The 24189-nt window shown below is 56.7% G+C and carries 21 protein-coding genes and 1 tRNA gene; 18 read left to right on the top strand and 4 right to left on the bottom strand.

Features of this window, described 5'->3' with window-relative positions:
• Positions 1–105 precede the first annotated feature (105 nt).
• From leuC to VGE55_RS08710, 17 genes are all read left to right on the top strand, one after another.
• Complete coding sequence (gene leuC, locus VGE55_RS08790; RefSeq protein ID WP_331131326.1) at positions 106–1506, top strand: 3-isopropylmalate dehydratase large subunit; 1401 nt, start codon at positions 106–108, stop codon at positions 1504–1506.
• A gap of 11 nt (positions 1507–1517) precedes the next feature.
• On the top strand, positions 1518–1652 hold the full coding sequence (locus VGE55_RS08785; RefSeq protein WP_331131325.1) for an entericidin A/B family lipoprotein: 135 nt from the start codon (positions 1518–1520) through the stop codon (positions 1650–1652).
• Positions 1653–1696: 44 nt separating this feature from the next.
• Complete coding sequence (gene leuD / locus VGE55_RS08780) at positions 1697–2338, top strand: 3-isopropylmalate dehydratase small subunit (protein WP_331131324.1); 642 nt, start codon at positions 1697–1699, stop codon at positions 2336–2338.
• A 71-nt stretch (positions 2339–2409) separates the two neighbouring features.
• Complete coding sequence (gene leuB / locus VGE55_RS08775) at positions 2410–3495, top strand: 3-isopropylmalate dehydrogenase (protein WP_331131647.1); 1086 nt, start codon at positions 2410–2412, stop codon at positions 3493–3495.
• A gap of 33 nt (positions 3496–3528) precedes the next feature.
• Entirely contained in the window at positions 3529–4647 is a 1119-nt protein-coding gene (gene asd / locus VGE55_RS08770) for an aspartate-semialdehyde dehydrogenase (RefSeq protein ID WP_331131646.1), read from the top strand.
• A 156-nt stretch (positions 4648–4803) separates the two neighbouring features.
• Positions 4804–6927, top strand: a complete 2124-nt coding sequence (locus VGE55_RS08765) for a FimV/HubP family polar landmark protein (protein WP_331131323.1) — start codon at positions 4804–4806, stop codon at positions 6925–6927.
• Position 6928: 1 nt separating this feature from the next.
• On the top strand, positions 6929–7717 hold the full coding sequence (gene truA, locus VGE55_RS08760) for a tRNA pseudouridine(38-40) synthase TruA (protein WP_331131322.1): 789 nt from the start codon (positions 6929–6931) through the stop codon (positions 7715–7717).
• Positions 7714–8415, top strand: coding sequence for a phosphoribosylanthranilate isomerase (locus VGE55_RS08755; RefSeq protein ID WP_331131321.1), 702 nt, complete (start codon positions 7714–7716; stop codon positions 8413–8415). The genes truA and VGE55_RS08755 overlap by 4 nt, the downstream gene beginning before the upstream one ends.
• A 2-nt stretch (positions 8416–8417) precedes the next feature.
• On the top strand, positions 8418–9692 hold the full coding sequence (trpB, locus tag VGE55_RS08750) for a tryptophan synthase subunit beta (protein ID WP_331131320.1): 1275 nt from the start codon (positions 8418–8420) through the stop codon (positions 9690–9692).
• Between the two features lie 11 nt (positions 9693–9703).
• Positions 9704–10513: a tryptophan synthase subunit alpha gene (gene trpA, locus VGE55_RS08745; RefSeq protein ID WP_331131319.1), complete on the top strand. Its 810-nt coding sequence runs from the start codon at positions 9704–9706 to the stop codon at positions 10511–10513.
• A 104-nt stretch (positions 10514–10617) separates the two neighbouring features.
• Complete coding sequence (gene accD, locus VGE55_RS08740) at positions 10618–11481, top strand: acetyl-CoA carboxylase, carboxyltransferase subunit beta (RefSeq protein WP_331131318.1); 864 nt, start codon at positions 10618–10620, stop codon at positions 11479–11481.
• Positions 11478–12893, top strand: a complete 1416-nt coding sequence (gene folC / locus VGE55_RS08735; RefSeq protein ID WP_414674987.1) for a bifunctional tetrahydrofolate synthase/dihydrofolate synthase — start codon at positions 11478–11480, stop codon at positions 12891–12893. The genes accD and folC overlap by 4 nt, the downstream gene beginning before the upstream one ends.
• Positions 12894–12911: 18 nt before the next feature.
• Complete coding sequence (locus VGE55_RS08730) at positions 12912–13721, top strand: SPOR domain-containing protein (protein WP_331131317.1); 810 nt, start codon at positions 12912–12914, stop codon at positions 13719–13721.
• Positions 13718–14242, top strand: coding sequence for a CvpA family protein (locus tag VGE55_RS08725; RefSeq protein WP_331131316.1), 525 nt, complete (start codon positions 13718–13720; stop codon positions 14240–14242). Before VGE55_RS08730 ends, VGE55_RS08725 begins: the two co-directional genes overlap by 4 nt.
• A 9-nt stretch (positions 14243–14251) precedes the next feature.
• The gene (purF, locus tag VGE55_RS08720) at positions 14252–15766 is read left to right on the top strand and encodes an amidophosphoribosyltransferase (protein ID WP_331131315.1); all 1515 of its coding nucleotides are present in this window, start codon (positions 14252–14254) and stop codon (positions 15764–15766) included.
• Positions 15767–15926: 160 nt separating this feature from the next.
• A complete protein-coding gene (locus VGE55_RS08715; RefSeq protein WP_256763636.1) occupies positions 15927–17183 on the top strand; it encodes an aspartate kinase in 1257 nt (418 codons plus the stop codon).
• 68 nt (positions 17184–17251) lie between these two features.
• Positions 17252–17342 (top strand) — tRNA-Ser (locus tag VGE55_RS08710).
• Positions 17343–17407: 65 nt separating this feature from the next.
• Here the strand turns inward: VGE55_RS08710 and VGE55_RS08705 are convergent.
• Entirely contained in the window at positions 17408–17833 is a 426-nt protein-coding gene (locus VGE55_RS08705; RefSeq protein WP_331131314.1) for a hypothetical protein, read from the bottom strand.
• Positions 17834–17999: 166 nt separating this feature from the next.
• Here VGE55_RS08705 and VGE55_RS08700 point away from each other — a divergent pair, with 166 nt between their 5' ends.
• Positions 18000–18524 (top strand): hypothetical protein, encoded by a 525-nt coding sequence (locus tag VGE55_RS08700; RefSeq protein ID WP_331131313.1) that lies wholly within the window; start codon positions 18000–18002, stop codon positions 18522–18524.
• 15 nt (positions 18525–18539) lie between these two features.
• On the opposite strand, the gene VGE55_RS08695 is transcribed toward VGE55_RS08700, so the two are convergent.
• From VGE55_RS08695 to VGE55_RS08685, 3 genes are read right to left on the bottom strand one after another with little or no spacing between them, the layout of a single operon-like run.
• Positions 18540–19283, bottom strand: a complete 744-nt coding sequence (locus VGE55_RS08695; protein WP_331131312.1) for a YoaK family protein — start codon at positions 19281–19283, stop codon at positions 18540–18542.
• A gap of 7 nt (positions 19284–19290) precedes the next feature.
• Positions 19291–21900, bottom strand: a complete 2610-nt coding sequence (gene cphA, locus VGE55_RS08690) for a cyanophycin synthetase (RefSeq protein WP_331131311.1) — start codon at positions 21898–21900, stop codon at positions 19291–19293.
• Between the two features lie 13 nt (positions 21901–21913).
• On the bottom strand, positions 21914–24079 hold the full coding sequence (locus VGE55_RS08685; protein ID WP_331131310.1) for a cyanophycin synthetase family protein: 2166 nt from the start codon (positions 24077–24079) through the stop codon (positions 21914–21916).
• Positions 24080–24189: the final 110 nt, after the last annotated feature.

Here is a 24189-nt window from a genome sequence, read left to right as displayed (position 1 = left end):
GCATCGGTGTTTGCCTGAGGCTTGTACCCGTTTTGTGCAGTGCAGGGCTGTGGCATAATAAAGGGCTGTTCCTGACCTGTAACCTGGCTGAAGCAAGGCCCTCTCATGGCAAAGACCCTTTACGACAAATTGTGGGAAAGTCATGTTGTCCGCACCGAATCGGACGGCACCTCCCTCATCTACATTGACCGTCACCTTCTGCATGAAGTGACCAGCCCACAGGCCTTCGAAGGCCTGCAGCTCGCTGGGCGCGCGCTGTGGCGCAACAGTGCCAACCTGGCGGTGGTTGACCACAATGTGCCCACCACAGACCGGTCCAAAGGCATTGAAGACGAAACGTCTCGGCTGCAGGTGGAAACCCTGGATAAAAATGCGCGAGCCCACAAGCTGGCCTACTTTGACATCAAAGACCAGCGGCAGGGCATTGTTCACGTGATTGGGCCTGAGCAAGGGGCCACGCTGCCCGGCATGACTGTGGTGTGTGGCGACTCTCACACCTCCACACATGGCGCCATTGGTGCCTTGGCATTTGGTATCGGCACGTCTGAGGTGGAGCATGTCATGGCCACCCAGTGCCTGATCATGAAAAAAGCCAAGAATATGCTGGTGCGTGTTGAGGGTCAGCTGGGTCAGGGTGTGTCTGCCAAAGACATCATTCTCGCGGTGATTGGCAAAATTGGTACGGCTGGCGGCACAGGCTACGCCATCGAGTTTGGCGGTTCCGCCATCCGTGGCTTGTCTGTTGAAGGCCGCATGACCCTGTGCAACATGGCCATTGAAGGCGGCGCACGCTCTGGCATGGTGGCTGTGGACGACAAAACCATTGATTACGTGAAGGGCCGACCCTACAGCCCCACCGGAGCCGATTGGGACAAAGCCGTTGCCTACTGGAATACCTTGCATTCGGATGCGGGTGCCCAGTTCGATGCCGTGGTGGAGCTTCGCGCGGAGGACATTCTGCCGCAGGTGACTTGGGGCACATCGCCAGAAATGGTCACCAGTGTTCAGGGTGCAGTACCTGATCCCGCCGCTGAGAAGGATCCGGTTCGCCGCCAGAGCATTGAACGCGCCTTGCAATACATGGGGTTGAGTGCGAATCAAAAAATTGAAGACATTGCCATCGACAAGGTTTTCATTGGTTCTTGCACCAATTCACGCATTGAAGACTTGCGCGAGGCAGCCTCGGTGATCAAGGGGCGCAAAAAGGCGGCCAACGTCAAGCTGGCCATGGTCGTTCCTGGTTCCGGTTTGGTGAAGGCTCAAGCTGAACAGGAAGGTTTGGATAAAATTTTCGTGGCGGCTGGTTTTGAGTGGCGTGAGCCCGGGTGTTCCATGTGTTTGGCCATGAACGCCGACCGTTTGGGCGCTGGCGAGCGCTGTGCCTCCACCAGCAACCGCAATTTTGAAGGCCGCCAGGGTGCTGGCGGACGTACCCACCTGGTGAGTCCAGCCATGGCAGCTGCTGCAGCCATTGCCGGTCATTTCACCGATTCACGTTCATTCTAAGGAGAACTGCCATGAAAAAGATTGCCATCATTCTGCTCTCCATTGCTGGTTTGGGTCTGTCCGCCTGCAATACCGTTGAAGGCATGGGCAAAGACATCAAACAGGGCGGCGCAGCCATTGAGCGCGCTGCCGACAAGAGCAAGTAATTTGAGCCGCTGAACGCACACTACCGCACATTACCGGATTGGTCATGGATAAATTTGTCACCCACACCGGTGTCGCAGTGGCGCTGAACCGCGCCAACGTAGACACCGATGCCATCATCCCAAAGCAGTTCCTCAAGTCGATCAAGCGCACCGGCTTTGGTGAGCACCTGTTCGACGGCTGGCGCTATCTGGATGAGGGCCAGCCGGGCATGGATTGCTCCAAGCGGCCCTTGAACCCTGACTTTGAACTGAACCAGCCTGCATTCCAAGGGGGCACCGTGCTGGTCGCAGGGCCCAACTTTGGCTGTGGCTCCTCCCGTGAGCACGCTCCGTGGGCCTTGCAGCAGTATGGTTTCAAGGCGATTGTGTCGGCCAGTTATGCCGATATCTTCTTCAACAATTGTTTTAAAAACGGGTTGTTACCCATTGTTTTAAAAGAAGAAGAGATGGCGGTGATATTCGCTACGATTGCGCGACAGCCCGGTGTTCAAATCACTGTCAGCCTGGAAAACCAGACTGTCAGCATTGGTGAACACAGCTTCGGCTTTCAGGTGGACCCTTTCCGCAAGCACTGCTTGATGAATGGCCTGGATGACATTGGTCTTACCTTGGAGCACAAAGACGAGATCAAGGCCTATGAGGCACGCCGCTTGGCCGAACAACCTTGGTTGGCCAACACCATTTAATTGACATATCACCTTCATTTGTCGCTGTAAGTGATTGCTTATAAAATATTAAATCGAGTTTTAGAATGACCCTGAAAATTGCCGTGATGCCCGGAGATGGCATTGGCCCCGAGATCACTGCCCAAGCCGTCAAGGTGCTGGAGGCCCTGAAAACCGACGGCCTGAAGGTCGAGTTTGAGCATGCGCTGATTGGCGGCGCCGCTTACCGCGCCACGGGCGTTCCATTGCCCGAGAGCACGGTTGAACTGGCCAAGGCCTCTGATGCGGTGCTGTTCGGCGCCGTGGGCGACTTTTCACTGGACACCTTGCCGCGTCACCTTCGCCCGGAGCAGGCCATTTTGGGCATTCGCAAGGCGTTGAATTTGTTTGCCAATTTCCGCCCAGCCATGGTGTATTCAGAGCTTGCCGACGCATCCACCTTGCGGCCTGAGGTTGTGGCTGGCTTGGACATTCTGATTGTTCGCGAATTGACAGGCGATATTTATTTCGGCACGCCACGCGGCCACCGCATTGCCGAAGATGGTCCCTTCAAGGGTGAGCGCGAAGCGTTCGACACCATGCGCTATGCGGAAACCGAAATCCGCCGGATTGCGCATGTGGCCTTTCAGGCGGCGCGCAAACGCAGTGGCAAGCTCTGCTCGGTGGACAAAGCCAACGTGCTGGAAACCACGCAGTTTTGGCGCGATGTGGTGACGGAGGTTGGCAAAGAATATGCCGATGTGGAGTTAAGCCACATGTACGTGGACAACTGCGCCATGCAGTTGCTGAAAAACCCCAAACAGTTTGACGTCATTGTGACGGGTAACCTGTTCGGCGATATTTTGTCAGATGAAGCCTCAATGTTGACCGGTTCCATCGGCATGTTGCCGTCGGCCTCTTTGAATGAATCGAATTTCGGTTTGTATGAGCCGATTCATGGCTCAGCCCCCGACATTGCCGGCAAAGACCTCGCCAACCCCATGGCCACTGTATTGTCCGCAGCCATGATGCTGCGTTACACCTTTGGACTGGAAGAGTATGCTTCCCGTATCGAGAAGGCGGTGCAAACCGTGCTGGCCAGTGGCCCGCGCACGGGCGACATTTGGCGCGACGGCAAGCAACGCACCGGCACCAGCGGTATGGGCGATGCCATTGTCGCCGCCCTGGCCCGGCAGTAAACGTATTCAAGATCAAGACCTGGAGTAATCATGTTGAAAGTGGGTTTGGTAGGCTGGCGTGGCATGGTGGGCTCCGTGCTCATGCAGCGCATGCAAGAGGAAAACGACTTTGCTCATTTTGAGCCCGTTTTCTTTTCGACGTCCAATGCGGGTGGAAAGGCCCCGGCTTTTGCCGGTGGTGCGGGCCCATTGCAGGACGCCAACAGCATTGACGCCTTGAAACAGATGGACGTGGTGTTGACCTGCCAGGGTGGCGACTACACCAACGATGTGTTTCCAAAGTTGCGCGAAGCTGGCTGGAATGGCTACTGGATTGACGCGGCTTCCAGCCTGCGCATGAAAGACGATGCCATCATTATTCTGGACCCGGTCAACATGAACGTCATCAAGGACGGTTTGACCAAGGGCGTCAAGAATTACGTGGGCGGCAACTGTACGGTGTCTCTCATGCTGATGGCCTTGGGCGGTCTGTTCCAGAACAACCTGGTGGAGTGGTTGACCTCCATGACCTATCAGGCGGCTTCGGGTGCTGGCGCTCAAAATATGCGCGAACTGATTGCCCAAATGGGCAGCATCCACAACCAGGTGAGCGGTTTGTTGGCCGACCCGGCCTCGGCCATTCTGGAAATTGACCGTCAAGTGGCTGCACACATCAATTCGCCCGAATACCCCACCGCCAACTTTGGCGTACCTTTGGGTGGCAGCCTGATTCCCTGGATTGACAAGGATTTGGGCAATGGTCAATCCAAAGAAGAGTGGAAAGGTGCTGCCGAAACCAACAAGATTCTGGGCAAGGTGGCTGGCCAGCCAGGCTCCATCCCCGTGGATGGCTTGTGTGTTCGCATTGGTGCCATGCGCTGCCATTCTCAGGCCTTGACCATCAAGCTGAAAAAGGACGTGCCGCTGGACGAAATCAACGACATGCTGGCCAAAGCCAACGACTGGGTGCGCGTGGTGCCCAATCAGCGTGAAGCCTCCATGAAAGACCTGACACCAGCAGCCGTTACTGGCCGCATGCATGTGCCTGTGGGCCGTCTGCGGAAAATGTCCATGGGTGGCGACTACCTCAGCGCATTCACGGTGGGTGATCAACTGTTGTGGGGTGCAGCCGAACCACTGCGCCGCATGTTGCGTATTTTGATTGAGCGCTGAACGGGGCAATGCCCACACGCCATGCCACCAGCGCATTCTGGGGTCTGCGTGTGTGGGTCAAGTTCAAGTAACATAAGGGCACGCGCAAAGCGTGCCCTTTTTATTTCATGGAGTGATCGGGTGAGGCACATTACAACAAAGACATTGCCGTTTCTGATGGCTGGACTTCTCCTCAGCACGGGCCTGCATGCAGCCCAGTTGGGCAAGTTGGAGGTACTGTCGTCATCCACCGAGCCCTTTGTGGCGCAAATCCAGATTGAAAGCATTCGGCCTGAAGAGCGCAATGGCTTACAGGCCAAGTTGGCCTCACCCGAGGCATTCAAGGCTGCGCGCTTGGCGCTGGATCCAAAATTGTCGGCTTTGACGTTTGAAGTGAAAGACAGTGGCAAAGCCGATGGTGCGATCATTCGCATCACTTCCGCCACGCCTTTGCCAGCCGGATTTCTGGATGCCTTGATTGAATTGAGTTGGGCGGGTGGCCGAGTGGCCCGCGAGTACACCTTCAATGTGGCTGAGGGCACAGTGCCCGCAACGAAAACCCAGGCTGTGCCCGAAATTCGACCTCCGCAAACATTGCCACCAGTGGTGCCACCAGCTGCTGCTCCTGCACCCAAAAGCTCAGCCACTGAGCCTGAGCAAGCTGCTGCAAAGTCAGAGCCCCAGCCGGCCGCCACTGAAACGCGTCTGGTGAAAAAGGGCGAAACGCTGTCAGAGATTGCCCAAAGCTTGACCGGGCAAGGGGTTACGCTTAACCAGGCCATGGCCGCCATTTATGAGGCCAATCGTGAGGCCTTTATTGCCAACAGCGTTCACTTGGTCAAAGAAGGTGCACAGCTGCGCATTCCCAACAAAGCTGCGCTGCGTGCAAAGTCTCCCCGTGAGGCTTTGTTGGTGTTGGCCAACAACGATGGTCGGGATGTGTACTCCCGCTATGCCCGCCAATTGGGTTTGTTGGCGGTTGCAGACCAAGCCGGCCAGTCCACCAACAGCAGCGCGGGCAAAATTGAGCCCAAGGCCCCAACCGATGCAGTGGCCGCACCCAAAGAAGACCGGCTGAAAATCGCGCCGGGTGGTCAATCCCGAGCAGCCGACGCCAATGCTGAAGAATTGACTGCGAAAAACAAGGCACTGGCTGAAGCCAACGAGCGCATCGCGCTGCTTGAAAAAAACGTGTCTGATTTGCAAAAACTGATCGACATGCAGAAAGACCAGGGCGCAGCAAAAGCGCCGGCCCAGGCCGAAGCAACGGTCGCACCGGCTGACAAGCCGGCAGAGCTCGCCGCTGATAAACCCGCTGAGCCTGCAGAAGTCACCAAACCTGCGGTGGAAGTGCCAGTCGAATCCCCTGCTGTTGTTGTGCCCGAGCCAAAGAAGGAAGAGCCACCCAAAGCCGCACCCGCGCCAATGCCGACCGTTGAACAGCCCTTTAACCTGATTCCCTGGTTGTTGGGCGGAGCGGGTGCGGTGGTTGCTGCTGTGGTGGGCTTGTTGGTCTGGCGCAGCCGCATCAAGACAGAGCCTGAGCCTTTCGTTGAGCGCGAGCCCGATTTTGAGAACCTGATCGCTGAGGACGCCGGTGTGGCAGCCCCCGCTGTTGACGACCCGCCCGCAGGCACGCTGGAAAAAGTGGCCGATGACGCCTTTGACCTGGATGAGTTGCTGGCCGACACCGAGCCCGCCAAGGCGGAAACAACGCCGCCTCCAGTGCCTGAATTCAAGGTGCCCGAACCAGAGCCCCAGCCGATGGCAGCCATGGAGCCCGAGGAATCGATTCCAGAATTGAGCCAGGCTTCTGCCCAAGCGATGGCAGAACCCGAATCCCTGAGCAGCGAAGTGAAGTTGGACTTTCCGGAAGAGAACCTGGGCGCATCGACTGAGCCTGCGGCATCGTCCATTCTGGATGACCTGGATTCTCTCTCGGTGGGTGCATCGGCCGCCCAGTCTGAAATTGAAGCCCTGCGCGCCAATCCACCTGCCATTGATGAGTCGGCCATCGACCCGGATTTGCTGGACGATGAACCCTTGAGCCCTTCGGCACCGGCGACAGAGGCACTGCCCAAAGATCTGGAAGATGCCATGGCGGACCTCGATCTGGATGTCGAGCAGCCCAAACTGAACGATGCCACTTGGCAGGAAGTGGCCACCAAGCTTGACCTGGCTGGCGCCTATGTAGAAATTGGCGATGCCGATGGTGCCAAGGAGTTACTCAATGAAATCATCAAGAAAGGCGATGTTGAGCAGGTGAAAAAGGCCAAAGCCTTGCTGGCGACCTTGGGCTGACATGAACCGAGTGGTGTTGGGCCTGCGTTACAGCGGCCATGCTTTTGAAGGCTGGCAGACCCAAGCCCATGGCAACACAGTTCAGGACGCATTGTTAAAGGCGCTACAGGCCATTTGCGGCGAGCGCCCCGTCATACACTGCGCAGGACGAACCGATACGGGCGTGCACGCCCGCCAGCAGGTGGTGCATTTTGACACCGAGGCCGAACGGCCCATCAGCGCTTGGGTGAAGGGCGTTAATAACCACCTCCCATCTTCCGTGGTCGTGGCGGGTGCCAAATTGCTGGGTGAGCCTTTTCATGCAAGGTATGCCGCTGTCTCCCGCGTGTACCGGTATTACTTTTATGCCTCCCCGGTGCGGGACCCATTCAAAACCCACATGACTTGGGTGCATTACCCGCTGGACTTGGTCCGCATGCAACAGGCAGCCAAACTGCTCATCGGCACGCACGACTTTTCATCCTTTCGCGCAGCGCAGTGCCAAGCCAAAAGCCCTGTGAAAACGCTGCATCGGGTTTCACTTGTGGAATGTGGGGACCACTGTTATGTTGAAATTCATGGCAATGCCTTTTTGCACCACATGGTGCGCAACATCATGGGTGCCTTGTTCGAAATCGGCATGCAACGCCAGCCTGTGGAATGGATGCAGGCGGTGTTGAGTGCCAAAGACCGCAGCCAAGGTGCCAAAACCGCCTCTGCTGCCGGTTTGACGCTGTGGGAAGTGGAATACCCGCCCGAGTTCGGCATCGCTGATCTGTTCAATTCAACCTCGTTCGATTTCAACGCATGAGAACTCGCATCAAACTTTGTGGACTGCAAACCTTTGAGACCGTGCAGGCCTGCGTACAGGCGGGTGCAGACGCGGTGGGTTTTGTGATGTACCCACCCTCTGTGCGGCATGTGTCGGTCGAACAGGCTGCCCGTTTGGCTTGCCACCTGGGCGCATGGCAAACCCCGGTGGTGTTGTTCGTGAACCCTGAGGTGGACCTGGTTCGGCAGGTGATTCAGGCCATCCCCCAGGTGTTGTTGCAATTTCATGGCGATGAAACGGCCGAATTTTGCCAACAATTCAACCGACCCTACCTCAAAGCCATTCGCATGAAGGCGGACACTGACTTGCAGCAGGCGTCCACCGAGTTTGCTTCCGCACAGGCCCTGTTGGTGGACTCCTGGAGTGAGGCGTATGGGGGCTCTGGCCACACTTTTGACTGGTCTTTGCTGCCCAAGCCCGGCGAATTGAAGCAGGCTTTGGTATTATCCGGAGGGTTGGACGAGGCAAATGTTGGCGAGGCCATTCGGGCGGTTTGGCCCTATGGCGTGGACGTGTCCAGCGGCATCGAATCGGCTCGGGGTGTGAAAGACATCCAGAAGATCGCCCGATTTTGTGCTGCAGTGCAGGCCGCCGACATGAGCGCCCAACACGGGGCTGAGACGCCCAGCCAAACCAGCGCGCTGGACCAGTGCGTAAATGATTCTACTGAGCAGTGACCATGAACAAACCCTATGACTTCCCCGATGCAGCTGGTCATTTTGGCCCCTACGGAGGCACCTTTGTTTCCGAAACATTGGTGCATGCGCTGGAAGAGTTGAAGTCCGTTTACGCCCACTATCAAAACGATCCAGAGTTTCTGGCCGAGTTTGAAAACGAGCTCAAGTATTTCGTGGGCCGCCCCAGCCCTATTTACCATGCCAAGCGCTGGTCGGACATGCTGGGCGGCGCCCAAATCTACTTCAAGCGCGAGGACCTGAACCACACCGGTGCGCACAAGGTGAACAATTGCATTGGGCAGGCACTGCTGGCCCGCCGCATGGGCAAGCCCCGCGTGATTGCAGAAACCGGGGCTGGCCAACACGGTGTTGCAACAGCCACCGTGGCTGCACGGTATGGCATGAAGTGTGTGGTCTACATGGGACAGGAAGACGTGGCCCGTCAGGCCCAAAACGTGTTCCGCATGAAGTTACTGGGCGCAGAGGTTATTCCTGTCACTTCCGGTTCCAAAACCCTGAAAGACGCCTTGAATGAAGCCATGCGCGACTGGGTCACGAATGTGGAAGACACCTTCTACATCATCGGCACGGTGGCGGGTCCTCATCCTTACCCCATGCTGGTTCGGGACTTTCAAAGCGTGATTGGCAAAGAATGTCTGGTGCAAATGCCGGCCATGGTCGGCCGCCAGCCGGATTATGTGTTGGCTTGCGTGGGTGGTGGCTCCAATGCCATGGGTATTTTTTACCCCTACATCAATGAAGAGCAGGTTCGCCTGATTGGCGTTGAGGCAGCCGGGGAGGGCATTGAAACCGGTCGCCATGCAGCCTCGTTGCAAGCAGGCACGCCGGGTGTGTTGCACGGTAACCGCACCTACCTGTTGCAAAGCGATGATGGGCAAATCATTGAAACCCATTCCGTGTCGGCCGGCCTGGACTATCCGGGTGTTGGCCCCGAACACGCTTGGCTCAAAGACATTGGTCGGGCGGAATATGTGGGCATCACCGACGCTGAAGCACTGGAGGCTTTCCACAACTGCTGCCGCATTGAGGGCATTATTCCTGCCTTGGAGAGTAGCCATGCCTTGGCGCACGCGGCCAAACTGGCCAAAACCTTGCCCAAGGACAAAATCATTCTGGTCAACTTGTCTGGCCGTGGTGACAAAGACATGCACACGGTTGCCCGCATGAGTGGTGCCGAGTTTTACTGCCACCCAGACTGCAAGACTGGTCATCAAAACAATTGCAGCGGCCCATCCGGCGCCGCTTGCAAGCCCTGAACGTTCAAGCCATGTCGCGCATTCAATCAGTTTTTGAAACACTCAAAAGCCAGGGCCGAAAAGGCTTGGTGCCTTTTGTCACCGGTGGTGATCCCGACCCCGCCCAAACCGTGGCCGTGCTTCACGCATTGGCCAATGCGGGTTCGGATGTGATCGAGTTGGGTGTTCCGTTTTCGGACCCCATGGCCGATGGTCCCGTGATTCAACGCTCCAGCGAGCGCGCATTGGCCAAAGGCGTGAGTACCCGAAAAATTTTGGACTACGTGCGCGAGTTTCGCCAAAACAACACCCACACGCCGATTGTGTTGATGGGCTACGCCAATCCCATTGAACGCATGGGCCAGCAAGCTTTTGTGGCGGCAGCCAAAGAGGCCGGTGTGGATGGCGTACTGGTGGTGGATTATCCACCCGAGGAATCCATCGATTTTGCACAACACCTTCGGGCGGCTGGGCTGGATCCCATTTTTCTGCTGGCGCCCACGTCGTCCGATGAACGCATCGAGAAAGTGGCCAAGGCAGCCAGCGGTTATGTGTATTACGTGTCGCTGAAAGGCGTGACCGGGGCGCAAAACCTGAACACTCAAGAAGTCAGTTCCAAGTTGCCGACCATTCGCCAACACACCCAAGTACCCGTGGGCGTTGGTTTTGGTATTCGTGATGCGGCCTCGGCTTGCCGTGTGGCTGAGTCGGCCGATGCGGTGGTGATTGGTTCTGCACTCATTCAATCCCTGGAAGCGGGGCTGCCTTCCGATGCAGCCCGTTTGGCGGGCGAGTTTATTGCACCCATTCGTGCCGCACTTGATGCGCAATTCAAGGCTTGAATTGAACCGTAACAACCACAAGGACAGGGCGACAGACCCTGCCTGTTAACCTCAGAAACCGGTTTGACTGATTCGAAGTCATACCCAAGCAAGGACCTGCAACCATGAGCTGGTTAGAAAAAATCATTCCGCCGCGCATCTCCACCAAAGGGCCCAGCGACGTTCCCAAGAAAACCGTGCCCGAAGGCCTTTGGGCCAAGTGTGAAGCGTGTGATGCGGTGTTGTATTACAATGACCTGGCCAACAACCAGATGGTTTGCCCATCGTGCAGCCACCACATGCGCATCAACGCGCGCGAGCGGCTCAACCTGCTGTTTGACAACGATGAGCGGGTTGAAATTGGCCAGGAAGTGGTGCCCATCGATTCCCTGAAATTCAAGGACAGCAAACCTTATCCGCAGCGCCTGAAAGACGCCGTGGAAGCCACGTCGGAGACCGATGCCTTGGTGGTGCAGCAAGGCGCCATGAACGGGCTTGAGGTGGTCATTGCCTGCTTTGAGTTTGAGTTCATGGGCGGGTCCATGGGCTCGGTGGTGGGTGAGCGGTTTTGCCGCGGTGTACAGGCTGCGCTCGATGCAAAGGTACCCTTCATCAGCTTTTCGGCATCGGGCGGTGCCCGCATGCAAGAGGGTTTGGGTTCGTTGATGCAAATGGCCAAGACCTCTGCCATGCTGGCCAAGTTGTCTCAGGCCAAATTGCCCTACATTTCGGTGTTGACCGACCCCACCATGGGCGGCGTGTCGGCCAGTTTTGCGTTTTTGGGCGACGTGGTGATTGCCGAACCCAAGGCCCTGATTGGGTTTGCCGGGCCACGCGTGATTGAACAAACCGTTCGGCAGACGTTGCCTGAAGGTTTTCAGCGCGCCGAGTTTTTGTTGGAAAAAGGCGCGGTGGATTGCATCGTTGACCGCCGTGAGATGAAGAACAAGCTCAGCGATTTGTTGCGTTTGCTCATGAGGACACAGTGAACAGTTCAAGCAGTACCCCGATCCCATCGACCGCTTCTCGCCCTGCCAACGGCGCCAGCCTCGACCAGTGGCTGGCTTACTTGGAATCCATCCACGCCAAACCCATCGACATGGGCTTGGACAGGGTTCAAACCGTCAAAGACCGATTGAATATTCAATTGGGTGGCGTGGTGTTCACCGTGGCTGGCACCAATGGCAAAGGGTCCACCTGTGCCATGCTGGAAAGCATCACCGTGCAGGCTGGCTACCAGGTGGGCATGTACACCTCGCCCCACTTGTTGCGCTTTACCGAGCGTGCGCGCATCAATGGTCAGGAAGTCGCTGAGGCAGACCTGGTGCATGCCTTCGAGGTGGTGGAAGATGCACGGCAAGGGCAGGGTGCTGAAGCAGTATCGCTCACCTATTTTGAATTCTCGACCCTGGCCATTGTGTGGCTGTTTGCACAGCGCCAGCTGGATGTGGTGATTCTCGAGGTGGGCTTGGGTGGCCGCCTGGATGCGGTCAATGTGTTCGACCCCGATTGCGCCATTTGCACCAGTGTTGATTTGGATCACATGGCCTTTTTGGGCCCGGACCGTGAAAGCATTGGCCGTGAAAAGGCTGGAATTTTCCGCGCAGGCAAACCCGCCGTGGTCAGCGACCCATCACCGCCCCAAAGCGTCATCAATCACGCAGCCGCCATTGGTGCGGACCTGTGGCTGTTTGGTCGTGACTTCAACTACAGCGGCGACAAACAGCAATGGGCCTACGGTGGGCGCAACATTCGACGGGGCGCACTGGCTTACCCCGCATTGCGCGGTGCCAACCAGTTGCTGAACGCATCTGCCGCGTTGGCCGCATTGGAAAGTGTGCGGGACCGTTTGCACGTTCCTGCGCAGTTCATTCGTCAGGGCTTTTTGCTGGTGGAATGGCCTGGCCGCTTCCAGGTGTTACCGGGGCAGCCCACGGTGGTGCTGGACGTGGGCCACAACCCGCATGCAGCGGCGCATTTGCGCGAAAGCCTGGACAACATGGGGTTCTTCCCCTACACGCATTGCATTTTTGGCATGTTGGGCGACAAGGATGCCCAAGCCGTGGTGGATGCATTGAAAGACCGCATTGACCATTGGCACTTGGTCACCCTGGAAGGGGACCGTGGGCGAACGGCCGCAGAATTAAAGGTTTCCCTCCAAAATGCAGGTGTTGATGCCCCCGTTTTTGACTGGGCTGCCAATGCAGACGCGCTGAGCAAGGGCGGCATTGCCAAACAGGCACCGGACAAAACCGTTCAGACCTACGACAGCGTGGCGCAAGCCTACACCGTGGTCTCAAAGGCGGCGTCTGCGAATGATAGAATTCTGGTTTTCGGGTCTTTCCTGACGGTTGCGCAAGCGCTGCAAGCGCGAGAACAGCTTCGGAAACGTTCCGCTTGACCATTCAACGAGGTGCCGGTGGCTTCCAATTCGCGTTCGACTGCCAAAAACAGAGTCAACAACGATCCGGTTGATGAACTGAAGCGCAGGGCTCGGCGACGTCTGGTGGGGGCCATTGCCTTGTTTCTGGCCGCTGTGATTGTGGTGCCAGCGCTGGTTGAAAACGAACCTGCACAAACACCGAGCAAAGTGGAGCTGATCGTCCCTGATCGCCCATCGTCGGACATCACTGCCGATGTCAAATCCAAAACGCCTGACAAGACCACCGAGAAGACGGATAAAACTTCCAAGCAATCCACTGTGAGCGCGGCGACAGCACCCATACCCTCGACCGAGGAGTCCGAGCCGATAGTGATTCCGCCCTTGGCGACCTCGAAACCCGAACCCAAGCCCGAAGCCAAAGTTGAAACGAAGCCTGACCCAAAGCCAGCGCCAAAAGTTGAAGCTAAACCTGTTGAAAAGCCCGTGGTGAAGCCAGAGGTCAAGACTGAACCCAAGCCTGAGGCCAAAGCCGAGACAAAAACGGATGCCAAGACGGCAACCAAAGCAGACAGCAAAGCAGGCACAAAATCGGGTGACGACCTCATCGCCAAGTTTGCAGATGAAGTCTACTGGGTACAGGTTGCAGCCGTGGGTGACAAAGCCCGTGCGGAAAGCCTGAAGCAAGAGTTGTCGGGCAAAGGTTTTTCTGCGCGCGTTGAGAGCACCAACAGCAATGGGGCCACCGTGTACCGTGTACGGGTTGGTCCGCTGAATGGTCAAGACAAAGCCGATGCCACCAAGGCGAAACTGAGTGCTGCCGGTTACTCGGGGAGAGTGGTGCAGTGAGTGCTGAGGTGAGTGCCTGGTTGCACAGCATGACCGCATTTGACCTCATTGTGGTCGCGATTGTGTTCTTGTCGGTGGTCTTGGGTTTGTTTCGGGGCATGGTCAAAGAAGTGCTGTCGCTGGCCAACTGGGTGATCGCATTTTGGCTGGCCAACAAATACGGGGCCGACATGGCTGTGCACATGGCTTGGGTCGAGGGCTTGACCGAACCCATGAAAGCGCTGATTGGCTGCGCCGCCACCTTCTTTGCCGCCATGGTTGTGGGCGCTATTTTGATTGCGCTGCTGGGTCGCATTGTGTCGGCAGCGGGGTTGGGTTTTGCTGACCGGGGCATGGGAGTGCTGTTCGGTTTTGCGCGCGGTTTGTTTATTGTGTTGGTGCTTGTCACAGGCGCGGGTTTCACGAGCTTGCCCAAGCAACCGTTTTGGCGAGATGCCCATTTGTCCCCCTATGCCGAAGATGCGATGCGTACCATCAAGCCGCATTTGCCGGAATCGGTGGCCAAGTGGGTTCGCTACTAGGAGAGTTCAATGTGCGGGATAGTCGGTATAGCCGGTTTTTCTCCAGTCAATCAAATGCTGTACGACAGCTTGCTGTTGTTGCAACACCGGGGGCAGGATGCGGCAGGCATCGCCACTGCCCACGGCAATGCCTTTTCAATGTTCAAAGGCAATGGCCTGGTTCGGGACGTGTTCCGCACCCGCAACATGCGTTCTCTGCCCGGGAACATGGGCATTGGCCACGTGCGTTACCCCACAGCCGGTTCGGCAGCCAGCTCTGAAGAGGCCCAGCCTTTTTACGTGAATGCGCCGTATGGTTTGGTATTGGCCCACAACGGCAACCTGACCAACAGCGAGCGCCTGAAGGCCGAGCTGTTCAAGAATGATCGCCGCCACATCAACACCAATTCAGATTCTGAAGTGTTGTTGAACGTCCTGGCCCATGAACTGCAGTCCAAGGCATCGGGCTATAACCTGGACCCGGTGACCATTTTCCGTGCGGTGGCTGGCATGCACAGCCGGGTGCGCGGTGCGTATGCTTGCGTGGCGCTCATTGCCGGTTACGGTCTGTTGGGCTTCCGAGACCCCTATGGCATTCGCCCGCTGGTGCTGGGCAAGATTGAAACGGAGCAGGGCACGGAATACATGCTGGCTTCCGAGTCCGTTGCTTTGGCGGGCTTGGGCTTTGAGTTTGTACGTGACATTGAACCGGGTGAAGCCATTTTTGTGGACATGGAAGGCAACATTTCAGCCCAGCAATGCGCAGAAAAGCAGTCCCTGAACCCATGCATTTTCGAGTATGTTTACCTGGCCCGTCCCGACTCGGTCATCGACGGCGTGTCGGTGTATGAAGCGCGGGTGAAAATGGGCGAATACCTGGCGGACCAAATCAAGGCAGCCATGGACCCGAAAGAAATTGACGTGGTCATGCCCATTCCCGACTCCAGCCGCCCCGCGGCACTGGAGTTGGCCAACCAGATTGGCGTGCCGTATCGGGAAGGCTTTATCAAAAACCGCTACATCGGCCGCACCTTCATCATGCCCGGTCAGGCTGTGCGCAAAAAAAGCGTGCGCCAAAAGCTCAATGCCATCTCGGTGGAGTTTCGGGGCAAAACCGTGTTGTTGGTTGACGATTCGATTGTTCGTGGAACCACCAGCCGTGAAATCGTGCAAATGGCCCGGGAAAGTGGCGCCAAGAAAGTGATTTTTGCCTCGGCAGCGCCACCTGTGCGGTTCCCCAATGTGTACGGCATCGACATGCCCACCCGCGATGAATTGATCGCCTCGGGCCGCAGTGACCAGGAAATTTGTGATGAGATTGGCGCAGATGCCTTGTTCTATCAGGACATCGAAGACATGAAGCGCGCCATCACGGATTTGAACCCCTCGATGACGGTGTTTGATGCCAGTTGCTTCGATGGGCATTACATCACGTGTGACATCACGGCTGAATACCTGGACCGTCTTGAGTACATGCGCAAGCACCCGGAGGTTCAGGAGTCGGGTGGTTTGCAAATGAATTTGGGTTATTCAGCGAATCAATAAGCGGCCAATCCATAGGCGGCCAAACAGTCGTCGTTTGAATTCGCGTCGGGACGCACAGGGAATGTCAGCTCCATGTCATTCCTTGTTGTAAAATACACAACACTTTGAAATCAAAGCGCGAAATGGTTCGCGCTTTTTATTTGTGCAGGATGCACTCAACATGGCATTGATCGTACACAAATACGGTGGTACCTCCATGGGGTCCACTGAGCGCATTAAAAATGTGGCCCGTCGAGTGGCCAAGTGGCACCGCGCCGGCCACCAAATGGTGGTGGTTCCGTCTGCCATGTCGGGCGAAACCAACCGATTGATTGGCCTGGCCAAAGAAATTCAGGCCGAACCCGACCCCCGCGAATTGGATATGCTGTGCTGCACGGGTGAGCAAGCCTCGGTCGCGCTGTTGGCCATGGCACTGAAAGCACAAGGTTTGGAGGCGATCAGCTTTTCCGGTTGGCAAGTGCCCATCAAAACCGACAGCGCCTACACCAAGGCCCGCATTGAGTCGATTGACGATGCACGCATTCGTGCTGAGTTGAATGCCGGCAAGGTCGTCATTGTGACGGGCTTCCAGGGCATTGACAGCCTGGGCAACCAAACCACACTGGGCCGAGGCGGTTCCGACACCTCAGCCGTGGCGATTGCTGCTGCACTGAAAGCCGCTGAATGCCTGATATACACCGACGTGGACGGTATTTACACCACCGACCCCCGCGTGGTGCCCGAAGCCCGCCGCATGACTGTGATTTCATTCGAAGAAATGCTGGAAATGGCCTCGCTGGGTTCCAAGGTATTGCAAATCCGCTCGGTGGAATTTGCCGGCAAGTACCGTGTGCCCACCCGCACACTGTCCAGCCTGACCGACCCCGACATTCCGCTGGCTGAAGAAATGAAGTCCGGCACACTGATTACTTTTGAGGAAGATGAACATATGGAACAGGCCGTTGTTTCCGGTATCGCCTTCAACCGTGATGAAGCCAAGATCACCATTCGCGGTGTTCCCGACAAACCCGGTGTTGCGTATCAAATTTTGGGTCAAGTGGCCGACGCCAACATTGATGTGGACATGATCATCCAGAACCAAGGTTCCGATGGCACCACAGACTTTACATTCACCGTGCACCGCAATGAGTTCAACAAGACCATGGACTTGTTGAAGAACAAAATCCAGGGTGCTGTGGGTGCTCGCGAAGTGGCTGGTGATACCAATGTGTGCAAAGTGTCCATCGTGGGTATTGGCATGCGTTCGCACGTGGGTGTGGCCAGCCTCATGTTCAAAACCTTGTCCGACGAAGGCATCAACATCCAGATGATTTCCACTTCGGAAATCAAGGTGTCTGTGCTGATTGAAGACAAGTACATGGAACTGGCTGTTCGCGCCTTGCACAAGGCATTTGGCTTGGACAAACAGGCCGCCTGAAATAAGCCCACCTAAAAGTGGGCTTGGCTGGTAATCAGCCGCAAACCGTGTATAATCCACGGTCTTACGGAGACGTGGCCGAGTGGTCGAAGGCACTCCCCTGCTAAGGGAGCATACCCCAAAAGGGTATCGGAAGTTCGAATCTTCTCGTCTCCGCCAGTGAACACCCAAAAACCCCGATTCAATGTTGCATGGTCAACACTGGTCGGGGTTTTTGCTTTTTTTTACAGCGGCGCTGAGTATTTTGGGGCTGTGGGTGTCGTTTGGCCAGTTTTGCTCAAGTTGACACGCACCTCATCGGGGTACACAAACATGGCACCGGTGGCCAGGTCGGTAATGCCCAAGTCCAAAATACTGCCCGCCAAACCAGCAGAGGTGGCGTGGCTCACCACTTTGATGGTCTGAGCTTCATGGCCAGGGGCGGTGCACAGGGCGATGATGTCGTCTTTGTCTTTGCTCACCACAATCGTATTTTTCTGCTTCGACACGGTGCCCAGTTCTCCGTCACCCACGCGGGAGAGACTGCACACCGTGCTGTCCGGGTCCATTTTAAAGATCAGGGTCTGTTGAGTGCCTTGGGTGATGGTGGCACAGGACGCCGATGCCAACAGCAGCAATGCGATCAATGTGCTTCTCAGTGGCGTGTGCATGGGTTTTCATCTGACAAGACCAATATGAGCTTGATACTAAGCGTGCTGTGCCTTAGCGGGGAATCGTCTGCATGGTGTAGTCAAAATGACTACGCTTTACTTGCGATGGTTGCGGTGGGTTTGATGGCGGTAGAGTAGGGCGATCATTAAACGGGTGACACACATCATGAAAATTTCCAGCGGTGCCTTGCGTGGATTGTTGTGGGTGGTATTGACGGCCTTGGTGGGCATGAATGCGGCGTGCACCTCGATGGCCAAATCCGCTGGCATGTCGCTGATATCCGGCAAGCTGGACAGCAACATCGGCCAATCCTATAACACCGTGATTGAAAACCCCCGCACCTATGGCCCGCTAATTGGCGAAGAGAAGCTGGCTGGTGGCTTTACCGTGAAGAAACACCTGACAGACCGGCGGGGCAAGGGCAGCATTTTTGACATGGCTGGCGGCGGCGAACCCATTGGTGTTGAGACAAAAATGCGGATGGCGACCTACTTCAAGGTGGATTCAAAAGGCATCATTCGGGACTGGGCCGCAGGCTATATCGATGTGGGCACTGGGTTTGGTTTGGCTGGCCTGAGCATTACAGAAATTTTTGGTGTGAAAGACCGGGATGTGTACATTGAAGAGGTGGACCAAACCGTGAAAACCCGGGACGACAAGCCCTACACCGTCTGGAAAACTGCCAGCTGATCAACGTGTGGGCGGTCAGAGCCGTTTGCGAACATCGTCCCAAATGGACACCAGGCTGACCATCAACAGCGACGCGGCAATGGGCACGGTGGTGATGTAACCAAACTGTTTGAACCCCCAGGCTCCGGCCAATCCCCCCGCAAAAAAAGCGGTCAACAGCCCAGCCAACAGGCGCAATTTGGCGCGGTCTGCACGCACTGGTGGTGTGGTCACATCCACTGTTCGGTTGATGTACAGCAGTTTGCCCAATTCAATACCGAGGTCGGTCACAATCCCCGTGACATGGGTGGTTCGAATTTCAGACCTCGACAACTTGCTGACCAAGGCATTTTGCAAACCCATGAGAAAGCACAGCAACGCAGCGGTCAAGGGGATGTAAAAGCGCTCGTAGTCGTCCAGCCGCGAACCCAGAAAACCAAAGCACAACAGCAGATTGGCCTCCAAGGCCAGGGGAATGGCAAACTCGCTGGCCAATTGACGCTTGCGTGCAAAATTGACGAGCACCGCACACAGCATGGCACCCAGCAAAAACGACACCAATGAGGCCGTGCCAGCCAACACCACGGTGTGTTGTCCAAGAACCCACGCATCGCTGAGAGAGGACACGACACCGGTCATGTGGCTGGTGTACTGGTGAACCGCCAAAAAGCCGCCCGCATTGATGGCACCAGCGACAGCCGCCAGGAAAATGCCCAATTGCACATTGGCCTGACGCGTTCGCTGGTGGCCGATCAATCTGCGGGGCAGTCTGAGCGGCATGGCTGCCTCATGCCGCCCGTTTGGCTGGTACGGTGTGCTGCTTGAGGTAGTCCAGTGCCTCGTTCACCTGGTCGATCAGCACCAACACCAGTGAGCCCGGCGTGGCCTGGTCCAGGGCGGTTTGAATGGCATTGAATTCACCCCGCAATTCCATCACTGTGGGCGGTGTGCCAGCATCAGCCTGCGCAATGCCTTGTTGAAGCAGGGCGAGCGTTTCGCCATCGGGGCGACCACGTTGGCATGCGTCTTCGTACAAAATGATGTGGTCGAAAAAACCACCGACAATTTGCCCTTGTTCAATGATGTCCACATCGCGCCGGTCGCCCGCAGCACTAATGACCACAGTCCGCTTGCTGGCGGGTACGTTTTTCAGCGTGTTGACCAGGGTGGCGATGGCATCGGGGTTGTGGCCATAGTCGGCAATGATGGATGCGCCCTTGTGGTCGAAGAAATTGAAGCGGCCAGGCACGGTGTCGGGTGTGGATTGGAAGGTGGCCAGGGCTGCGCGAATGGTGTCGAAGGGCACGTTGACACCCAAGGCAGCACCGATGGCGCACATCACATTGTGAACCTGGAAGGTGAACAGGCCATTGTTGGTCAGCGGTACGTCAGCCAAGTCGATGCTTTCTTCCAGACCATCGTAGCTGATGTGAACAATGCGCCCGTCGTGAACAATGACCGGCATGCCCTTGGCTTTGTGGGCTGCCACCACCGTGTTTTCAGGGTTGCTGGTGAAAAACAGCACCCGACCGGGCGTGAGCTTGGCCATGGCCACCGTGTGTTTATCGTCGGCATTGAGCACGGACAAACCCCCGGGCTTCACGTTTTGGACCAACACACTTTTCAGCAGGGCAAGGTCTTCAACGCTGTCGATGAAGTTCAGGCCCAAATGGTCGCCCTCGCCGATGTTGGTCACAATGCCCACATCGCACATATCAAAGCCCAAGCCTTCCCGAAGCATACCGCCGCGTGCGCACTCCAGCACGGCAGCGTCGGCTTCAGGGTGCATCAACACCTTGAGCGCACTGCGGGGGCCGCTGCAATCGCCAGTGTCCACCAGGTGGCCATTCACAATCACACCCTCTGTGCCGGTAAAGCCCACGCGCAGGTTGTGGTAGCGCAAAATTTGCTCAATCAGGCGCACCGTGGTGGTTTTGCCGTTGGTGCCGGTGACTGCCACAATCGGAATGCGGCCTGTTTCGCCCGGCGCAAACATGAAGTCAATCATGGCCTGGCCCACATCCCGACCCTTGCCGATCGATGGTTCCAAATGCATGCGCAAGCCCGGTGCAGCGTTCAGTTCAACAATGCCACCACCCTGGGCTTCCAGTGATTCGTCCACCCGCTGGCACACCACATCCACGCCGCACACATCGATGCCAATCAGTTGTGCCGCTTGAATCACCATTTGCGCCAGTTCAGGGTGCACGTTGTCGGTCACGTCGGTGGCGGTGCCGCCCGTGCTCAGGTTGGCGTTGTTGCGCAACACCACCCGGGTACCCGCTTCCGGAATGGAGTCGGGTGTAAACCCCTGTTTGGCAATCCGTGCTTTGGCAATGTCATCCAGCCGCAGCTTGCTCAACGCACTGCCGTGGCCTTCTCCGCGCAGGGGGTTTTTGTTTTCAATCGCAATCAATTCAGCAACGGTGTGTTTGCCGTCACCAATCACATTGGGTGGTTCACGGCGTGCAGCGGCCACCAGTTTTCCGCCGACCACCAGGAAGCGATAGTCGTGGCCTGGAATGAATTCCTCCACCATGGGAATGCCGCTGCCGTAGGGTTTCGCGGAGTCCCACGCGATTCGCAAGTGGTCTTCGTCCAGAATGTTGACTGTCACGCCCTTGCCCTGGTTGCCATCGCTGGGTTTGACCACCACGCCTTTGTTGATGTCCTTGCGGTTCAGTTTGCGAAACGCGTCCAGCGCCTCTTCAAACGTGGGGCACAAAAAACCGCGGGGTACAGGCACACCGGCAGCCGCCAGAATTTGTTTGGTCAGGTCTTTGTCTTGCGCAATGGCCTCGGAAATGGCGCTGGTGCTGTCTGTTTCAGCTGCCTGAATGCGGCGGGCCTTGGAGCCCCAGCCCAGTTGTGCAAGGCTGCCTTGGGTCAAACGGCGAACCGGAATACCCCGGCGGATGGCGGCGTTCACGATCGAGCCTGTGCTGGGCCCAAGCTTCACATCCTCATAAAGCGCTTTGAGCCTTGCAATGGCTGCAGCGGTGTCAAAGTGTTCGCCCTTCAGTTCGGCTTGAATGAGTGCAAAAGCCTCATCCATGGCAGCGCGCCCCAATTCTTCCTCTTCGTATTGCACCACCACGCGGAAGTAACCGCTGTTCAGGTTGTCGGCCACGTGAAAGAAAGTGACTGGTGAACCGGCCTCCACCTGAAGCCGCAATGCGACTTTGCCCAGAATATGGGCCAGTGCCAGGTTGCTCAGTTCCAGCCCGGTGGCCCGCAGCGCACCGATGCCGGGTATGGCTGTTCGCACCCGGGCTTCGATGCTGGCAAACCGGTCCAGCAGGCGTTCGTTTTCTTCGCAAAACACCAGTGCTTCAATACTGGTGTTTTTGCTCCACAGATTGGGGCCGCGCAGGGCTCGAATTCGTTCTATGTTCATGGTCTGTGTGGGGTCAAGGTTGTTTGCGCAATTCGGCACGCAGCAGGTGGTGCGGTACATCGCACACCCAACCACAGGCGGCCAGGGCCAACTGCTTCAACGGGTTGTCATCGGCATGGTCCAGGGGAATGGGCTTGCGTTCTTCCTGTTCGGCCCGGTTGCCCAAAAACTGCACGGCATGCTCGTCCAGCACCACAGCAATGCCACCGTTGCTGACGTGTTCGCGCACCACAGGATTGTCCGGGTTGGTTGAAATCCACACCACCTTGCCATCACAGAGTTCCTGCAAAGGCAACAGTGACACTTCATCGGCATTCAGCACGGCAAAGCCGCTGGGCAGCACCAGGTCGATCACGGTGCGTGTCACATTGAACAGTTTTTCGTGGTTCACGATGTCCCATTCCTGCAAGCCGTCCAGTTGTCCGAGGTGGGTCACCACGGCCACGGTGTTTCGATCGAAGGGCAAGCCTTCCGACAGAATGGTGGATTGCCGAACCTGCATGATCAACGTATTCAGCTTGTTATTCACCAGTGCATTGCGGCCCGACTCCCAATTGGCTGCGTCGTGGCGGTGTACGGCTTTGCCATTGACCCATAAACCGTGCTCGCAGGCCAGGCCAACACTGTGGCCTTTGTCCTCCAACATGGCGCACAGCTGTGGACCAAAGTCGGACAATTCAGGGCCGCCGGTGTAGGTGATGATGGGTATACGCCCGGTTTCGCCTTTTGGAAACAGGGATTCGATGATGGGCGCACCCACATTGCGGGGGGTGCCTTTGGTGGGTTTGATGTGCATCAGCAAGCCTGGGCCTGCATTGACTTCGACAATTGCAAATGCCTGGCCCTGTGGGTGTTGGTCAATGCGCTTACACATCAGGTCGATGCCTGCAATGTCCAGGCCCACCACTTTGGCGGCCAATGTACACAACCGCGCAATTTCGGGGTGCACCAGGTCGGTCACGTCCTCAGAAGCGTTGCTGTTGCGTTGCACCAGCACCTGGTGCCCCGCTGGCACCACGCTTTCCGGTTCAAAGCCCTGGCGACGCACTTCATACAGTGCTGTTGGGTCATGTCCGAAATCCACTGGATCGAGCGGACAATACTCTTCCCAGCCGCGTCGAGGGTCATTGTTGATTTGACTTTCAATCAATTCCAGCAGGGTTGATTGGCCATCGCCTTCCACAAACACCAGTTCGCCCCGGGTGGCCGCCACCATCTGATTGTTGATGATCAGCACACGGTGCTCATGGCCCGCGATGAATTTTTCTACCAAGACGCCACTGCCGATCTCGTCTGCATGCACATAGGCATCGCGAATGTCCTGTTCCTTGCTCAGTTCCAGCGACACGCCCCGGCCATGGTTGGCATCGGTTGGTTTCACGACAACCGGTACGCCGATGTCTTGGGCTGCCTCCCAAGCCTCGTCGGCAGAGTCCACCTCACGGCCCTCGGGCACTGGGATGCCGATTTGCGACAGCAGGTCTTTGCAGAGCTGTTTGTCGCTGGCAATGCCTTCCGCAATCGCGGATGTTTTGGAGGTTTCAGCGGTCCAGATGCGTTGCTGCTTTTCGCCGTAACCGATTTGCACCAGGTTGCCGTCGTTCAGCCGAATAAACGGAATCCGTCGGTCGTAAGCAGCATCCACAATGTGTTGCGTGCTGGGGCCAAGGCCTTTCATGTCGCACACCCGCTGAATTGTCTTCAATTCGGCTTTCAGGTCGTAAGGCGTGTCGTCAATGCAGGCGTGAATCAGCCGCACAGCGGCTTCCAGGCAAGCCATGCCCACATACCGGTCGGGGGTGCGGAACACCATTTTGTACACGCCGGGCACGCTGGTTTCGCGGGCCTTGCCAAAGCCTGCGTTCAGGCCAGCCAGCAAATGCAATTCAATGGTGATGTGTTCAAGAATGTGGGCGGCATACGTGCCATCCCGCAGGCGGATCAGGAAGCCGCCGGGCTCGCCAATCCCGCACTCGTGGTCAACCAAACCGGGCAGCAAAGCCGTTAAGCGTTCGTAGAAGCCGGGCAGCAGGTTGGACGGGAATTGTTCAAGGTCTTGAATGTCGACCAAGGCTTCGATGCAACTGCGGTAAGTCCAAATGTTGGGGCCGTCTAACCACAGGGTGCGTTTGATGATGAGTTTTTTCTGCGTCATGTTGTCGTTTTTGGCAGGGTTCATCGCAAGGATTGGATGTTCAAACAATGGTAACTCCGTGTCGCTGGAAATAGTGGTGTAGCATTAGCGAATTCATGAACTGAGGGGGTAATCTCATTGAAAATCGTTGGATT

Origin of the sequence: Limnobacter sp. (genome assembly GCF_036405155.1) — a bacterium.
Classification (GTDB): domain Bacteria; phylum Pseudomonadota; class Gammaproteobacteria; order Burkholderiales; family Burkholderiaceae_B; genus Limnobacter.
This window is presented reverse-complemented; position numbering and strand designations above follow the sequence as displayed.

Excerpts from the sequence above, each read along its gene's own strand:
- leuC (WP_331131326.1), top strand. The coding sequence starts at position 106 with ATGGCAAAGACCCTTTACGACAAATTGTGGGAAAGTCATGTTGTCCGC.
- VGE55_RS08785 (WP_331131325.1), top strand. The coding sequence starts at position 1,518 with ATGAAAAAGATTGCCATCATTCTGCTCTCCATTGCTGGTTTGGGTCTG.
- leuD (WP_331131324.1), top strand. The coding sequence starts at position 1,697 with ATGGATAAATTTGTCACCCACACCGGTGTCGCAGTGGCGCTGAACCGC.
- VGE55_RS08765 (WP_331131323.1), top strand. The coding sequence starts at position 4,804 with ATGGCTGGACTTCTCCTCAGCACGGGCCTGCATGCAGCCCAGTTGGGC.
- truA (WP_331131322.1), top strand. The coding sequence starts at position 6,929 with ATGAACCGAGTGGTGTTGGGCCTGCGTTACAGCGGCCATGCTTTTGAA.
- VGE55_RS08755 (WP_331131321.1), top strand. The coding sequence starts at position 7,714 with ATGAGAACTCGCATCAAACTTTGTGGACTGCAAACCTTTGAGACCGTG.
- trpB (WP_331131320.1), top strand. The coding sequence starts at position 8,418 with ATGAACAAACCCTATGACTTCCCCGATGCAGCTGGTCATTTTGGCCCC.
- trpA (WP_331131319.1), top strand. The coding sequence starts at position 9,704 with ATGTCGCGCATTCAATCAGTTTTTGAAACACTCAAAAGCCAGGGCCGA.
- accD (WP_331131318.1), top strand. The coding sequence starts at position 10,618 with ATGAGCTGGTTAGAAAAAATCATTCCGCCGCGCATCTCCACCAAAGGG.
- purF (WP_331131315.1), top strand. The coding sequence starts at position 14,252 with ATGTGCGGGATAGTCGGTATAGCCGGTTTTTCTCCAGTCAATCAAATG.
- VGE55_RS08715 (WP_256763636.1), top strand. The coding sequence starts at position 15,927 with ATGGCATTGATCGTACACAAATACGGTGGTACCTCCATGGGGTCCACT.
- VGE55_RS08705 (WP_331131314.1), bottom strand. The coding sequence starts at position 17,833 with ATGCACACGCCACTGAGAAGCACATTGATCGCATTGCTGCTGTTGGCA.
- VGE55_RS08700 (WP_331131313.1), top strand. The coding sequence starts at position 18,000 with ATGAAAATTTCCAGCGGTGCCTTGCGTGGATTGTTGTGGGTGGTATTG.
- VGE55_RS08695 (WP_331131312.1), bottom strand. The coding sequence starts at position 19,283 with ATGCCGCTCAGACTGCCCCGCAGATTGATCGGCCACCAGCGAACGCGT.
- cphA (WP_331131311.1), bottom strand. The coding sequence starts at position 21,900 with ATGAACATAGAACGAATTCGAGCCCTGCGCGGCCCCAATCTGTGGAGC.
- VGE55_RS08685 (WP_331131310.1), bottom strand. The coding sequence starts at position 24,079 with ATGAACCCTGCCAAAAACGACAACATGACGCAGAAAAAACTCATCATC.